Here is a 4,616-nt window from a genome sequence, read left to right as displayed (position 1 = left end):
GATGCTGGAGTCTGCTGGGTTTTATGCTAGACTTTGTCGTAGTTTACTCACTCAAATGTTAGAGTTTGCCGCGATCATTTGACTACCTTCCGCATGGGTCGGCAACAATTCAGCCGTTCGTAAGAGCAGCGCTCCTCGGGTTCGTAGTTGGCTGCCACTCGAGAGCGGCCACGCTTCCGAATACGGCCCGCGCCATTGACGCGGACAGCCTACCATACCGGGTCGTGCACGGCTGGCCCCATGTGCCACCCGGGGAGATGCTGGGCCAAGTCTCTGGCGTGGGGATCGACGCACGGGGCGACGTGCTCGTCTTCCGCCGGGCGAGCCGTAACTTGCTCTCCGACGCGCTGAGCACCGAACCGATCGCTGAGCCAACGGTGCTCCGCTTTAGCGCCCAAACAGGTGAGCTGACCGCCGCGTGGGGTGCGCGTCAGTTCGCTATGCCACACGGTCTGAGTGTGGATCATCAGGGGAACGTCTGGCTAACTGATATAGCTCTCCATCAGGTATTCAAGCTCGATCCCGAAGGCCACCCACTCCTTACGCTTGGGCAGCGGGGGGTCCCAGGCGCCGATCGGGCGCATTTCAATCGACCCACCGACGTGGCGCAAGGCGTTAATGGCTCGGTGTATATCAGCGATGGCTACCGCAACACCAGGGTTATCGAGTTCGACTCCAATGGCCAGTTCGTCCGGGAGTGGGGGGAGCCTGGGGGTGCCCGCGGCCAATTCAACTTGCCTCATGGGATTGCCGTGGACACGGGAGGCCGAGTGTACGTGGCCGATCGAGGCAACGCCCGGATCCAGACCTTCGATTCCACCGGGCGCTTTCTTGCTGCGTGGCACGGGGACTCGCTGGGACGACCATGGGCGGTTCGCGTTGGCCCGGACGGCTTCATCTACGTCGTAGATGGAGGTGACCTGCCCGAGCATGGACCGGATCGCGCACGAGTACTCAAGCTGAGCTTGACTGGGGAAATCGTGGCTGTGTTCGGCACCTTCGGGAATTACGACGGTCAGTTCGTCTGGCCACACTGCATTGCTGTGGCTTCGGACGGGAGCGTTTATGTAGGCGACGTGGGCACCGGTCGGCGGATTCAAAAGTTCGTGCACTGACGATGTCATTTGCCGGCACCGCCTAATCCGCATGTAGCCGCCCGGCCTGGCAGGGTCCGCAATAGGGAAAGCGCCGCGACCGGGAAATCCGATGCGGCGCTTTCAGTTGCCCCTCCTGGGCTCGAACCAGGACTCTCCTGATCCAGAGGGGCCGCCGAAACCGCCCAAACTCCAGCAACTTGCCAACTTTGCGCGAGCTCGTGTCACCCGATGCTGGAGTTTGCTGGCTTTCATGCCGTACTTTGCCGTACTTTACTCACACAAATGTCAGAGTTTGCCGAGTCGATCAGGCCCCGGGCACGCCTCGCTATGGACACGGCCACAATCCTTCATGCGGACCTCGACGCGTTTTACGCCTCGGTCGAACAGATGCTCGATCCGTCCCTTAAGGGGAGGCCGATCGCGGTAGGAGGCGGTGTCGTGCTCGCGGCGTCTTATGAAGCGAAAGCCTTCGGCGTCCACGGCGGAATGCCGGGTCGGCGGGCGCGAGAGCTTTGCCCCGACCTGGTCTTCGTCGGCGGGCACTTCAAGGCCTACCAGCGGCTCGGCGACGCCACGATCGAGATACTGGGCGACTTCACGCCTCTGGTCGAGCGGATCTCCATCGACGAAGCTTTCGCCGACGTCGCCGGCTGCACGCATCTCTTCGGCACGCCGGCCGAGATCGCCGCAGCTATCCGTCGACGGGTGCGTGACGAACTGGCCCTTCCCATCTCCGTCGGGGTCGCCCGCACCAAGCACCTCGCCAAGATCGCGTCGCAGGTCGCCAAGCCCGATGGGCTGGTTGTCGTCGACCCGGAGACCGAGCTCGCCTTCCTTCATGATTTGCCGGTAGAGATGATGTGGGGCGTTGGCCCGGCGACCAGGGCGCGACTCGCCGAAAGTGGTATCGCGACCATCGGCGACTTGGCGAAGAGTTCCCCAGGCGCTCTTGCCCGGCTGCTCGGCCGTGCCGCGGGCGAGAAGCTGGCTGCCCTCGCCTGGAACCGCGATCCTCGCGCCATCCGGATTCAAGTCCGCGCCCACTCCGCTGGAGCGCAATCGGCGCTTGGCCGAAGGCCCGTCGAGGACCTGGTCATCCGCCGGGCGCTCCGCCACCTTGCCGACCGGGTCGGCTCGCGGCTGCGGGCGAGGGGTAAAGCCGGCCGGACGGTGACTGTGCGGGTGCGCTTCAGTGACCTCCGCTCGGTTACCCACGCCGTGACGCTGCCGCAACCCGTGGCCGCGACTGCAATCCTTGCCGACATCGCCGAGGACCTGGTGCGAGCTGTCCTCAGGAGCCATCCCGAGGAACGTGCGATTTCTCTGCTTGCCATCTCGGTATCGCATATCGAGGAGCAGCCGGTGGTGCAGCTCGATCTACCGCTCGGCCTCCCCGACGAGGCGCGGCGCCCGGGGGCCAGAGGAGGGATGTCGCGCCTCCTCGTCGACCGTGCTATCGACGCGATCCGCGACCGTTTCGGCTGGGAGTCCGTGGGCTACGCTTCGGTCGTCCTCGACGCCCGCCGCTCCGTTCCCGACGCCTTCCGTGAACTGGCGGAGCGGGAGTTGTAGGAACACGCCGGCGTCTGGAACTGAGAGCTGCGCGCCAAGATCACGAAGAAAGGTGTCGGCTTGAGCACCCACACAACCTAAGTTGGAATAACGAAATGAACGTGCTCGATCTAGATCGCCAGTTGAATGAGATGATCATCCAAGGGAAATCCGTCGAGGCGTTCCAGGCTAGCGAAACTTAGTGGCGGCTATGCAGCGCCGATCGGGAGTCGTACCGCGTCCCGCATGATCAGTGTCCCGCCGCGTCCACCAGCTTCGGCGCCTGCTCAGTGAACGAGTAGCTCCGCTTGGGGCACTTGACTGCGGGGTTCGTCGGCGAGAACACGCCCGCCGGATTGTACTTCCAGAGCCAGACGTGCAGGTCGTAGTGGTGGAGACCCTTGGGCTGCAGGGGCACGTGTCCCTCCATCGGTCCCTGGAGCTCCTGGCCGAAAATTGCGGGATGAGCAGTGCCGGCTACCTCGGTCGGCACGAACCACTCCGCCGCGGCCAGACGCAGCCGGTCACCGACCGGCTCGTATATCAGCACCTGAGGCTTAGCTGGATCCAGCGTCGGACTGATGGCCTGCAGGTTGAGGAAGTGCACGCCCATCCCGCCCGGCGTGTAGTGAATGCTGCCAGCGCCGCCCTTCACGTACTCCACGCAGGCGAGCGTCGAGAAGTAGCCGTCACGGACCGCAACTACCGGGTCTTGGTACTTCTCCAGCCCGGCGCGGGCATGCTGGAGCTCGGGTGACAACTCCGTTGGACCGGCGGAGTGTCCGTCGCTCTGGGCGAAAGCCGAGCAGGGGTAGCTCAACAGCGCCACCAGGCCGAGGACAGGCATGAGGGTGCCGCAGAATCGGGGCAGGGCCGAGGTTCGCATGGGGGCTCAATGGAAAGTGTGCTGTACGGTGCGGGCAAATACCGGTTCCGTCAAGCGACCCGACCTCGCTGGTGCCGCGTACGACCACTGGACGGCAGTGGATCCGCGCCGCAAGTTGACGACTCCCATCATACCCAGGGCATCGAAGGTGTCGCTGGCTATCCCGAACTCACGATCGCGCTCTGGAGGAGACTGAACATGGAGAAGACCACCCTCGACCAAATGTGGGACCAGTTCCGGCAGAAATACGGCGTGTATCTCCGCCTGCTTGAGGCGATACCGGCCGAGCGCTACGCCACCCACCCGGTCCCCGGTATGCGCACGCCGCAGGAGCTGGCGGTACACACCTCATCGATCGTGCGTGACATCGCAGAGGGCGTGGCGAAGGGCGGCATCACGGCCGACGAATCATCGGAACCGAAGTTCGCGGCGAAGCTAGACAATAAGGCCGCGCTCGTGGCCTTTGCCCGGCAGTGCTTCGAGCAGGCGGACGCGGCCGTCAAGCGGATCGGCGACGCGGAGCTTGCGGCGATGGTGCCCACGCCGTGGAACGCGACCTGGCCCGGCTATGTCGCCTTTCACGTTCTCCACGACGAGTTCCTCCACCACCGCGGCCAACTCTATGCCTTCGCCCGCTGCTGCGGCGCAGAGCCGCCGTTCATGTGGGGGTACGCCGACAACGCGCCAGAGTACCAGCCACGCGCGGTCGCGGAGGCTGGGGCTTAGCCCCGCTAAAGAAGAAAAATCGAAGGGCGACACCAACGAAAGTAGCGTTGGGCCTTTCCAGCCCACTCGTGGACCTGAGCCGAACGAAGAGGCCCAAATAAAGTGGCCGGTGCACTTGCACCGGCCATTGCCCCTCCTGGGCTCGATCCGGAAGCGGCGAAGCTGCTGAAGGACGAGACCACACAAAAATACGGCCGCGCTTTTCTGCGGCCGTATTGCCCCTCCTGGGCTCGAACCAGGACTCTCCTGATCCAGAGTCAGGCGTGTTGCCAGTTACACCAAGGGGCAGTTTTTGTTGGCCCGCACCAAGTGCGGACCCATGGAGCTGAGGGGGATCGAACCCCTGACCTCTGCAG

4 protein-coding genes and 1 tRNA gene are annotated in these 4,616 nt (G+C 64.0%); 3 read left to right on the top strand and 2 right to left on the bottom strand.

Annotated features, from left to right (window positions below; genetic code table 11):
* Positions 1-224: 224 nt before the first annotated feature.
* Positions 225-1,115, top strand: coding sequence for a peptidyl-alpha-hydroxyglycine alpha-amidating lyase family protein (locus VHR41_19240; protein ID HEX3236333.1), 891 nt, complete (start codon positions 225-227; stop codon positions 1,113-1,115).
* Positions 1,116-1,325: 210 nt separating this feature from the next.
* The gene (gene dinB, locus VHR41_19235; GenBank protein ID HEX3236332.1) at positions 1,326-2,669 is read left to right on the top strand and encodes a DNA polymerase IV; all 1,344 of its coding nucleotides are present in this window, start codon (positions 1,326-1,328) and stop codon (positions 2,667-2,669) included.
* Between the two features lie 229 nt (positions 2,670-2,898).
* Here dinB and VHR41_19230 read toward each other — a convergent pair whose 3' ends face one another.
* A complete protein-coding gene (locus VHR41_19230; protein ID HEX3236331.1) occupies positions 2,899-3,534 on the bottom strand; it encodes a hypothetical protein in 636 nt (211 codons plus the stop codon).
* Positions 3,535-3,732: 198 nt separating this feature from the next.
* Here VHR41_19230 and VHR41_19225 point away from each other — a divergent pair, with 198 nt between their 5' ends.
* The gene (locus VHR41_19225) at positions 3,733-4,260 is read left to right on the top strand and encodes a DinB family protein (GenBank protein HEX3236330.1); all 528 of its coding nucleotides are present in this window, start codon (positions 3,733-3,735) and stop codon (positions 4,258-4,260) included.
* A gap of 215 nt (positions 4,261-4,475) precedes the next feature.
* Here VHR41_19225 and VHR41_19220 read toward each other — a convergent pair.
* Positions 4,476-4,548: transfer RNA gene (locus VHR41_19220), tRNA-Gln, on the bottom strand.
* Positions 4,549-4,616: the final 68 nt, after the last annotated feature.

This window comes from Gemmatimonadales bacterium (assembly GCA_036265815.1).
Classification (GTDB): Bacteria; Gemmatimonadota; Gemmatimonadetes; order Gemmatimonadales; family GWC2-71-9; genus CAVVWJ01.
Note: the sequence above shows the minus strand (reverse complement) of the source record. Positions and strands in the feature narration are given on the sequence as shown.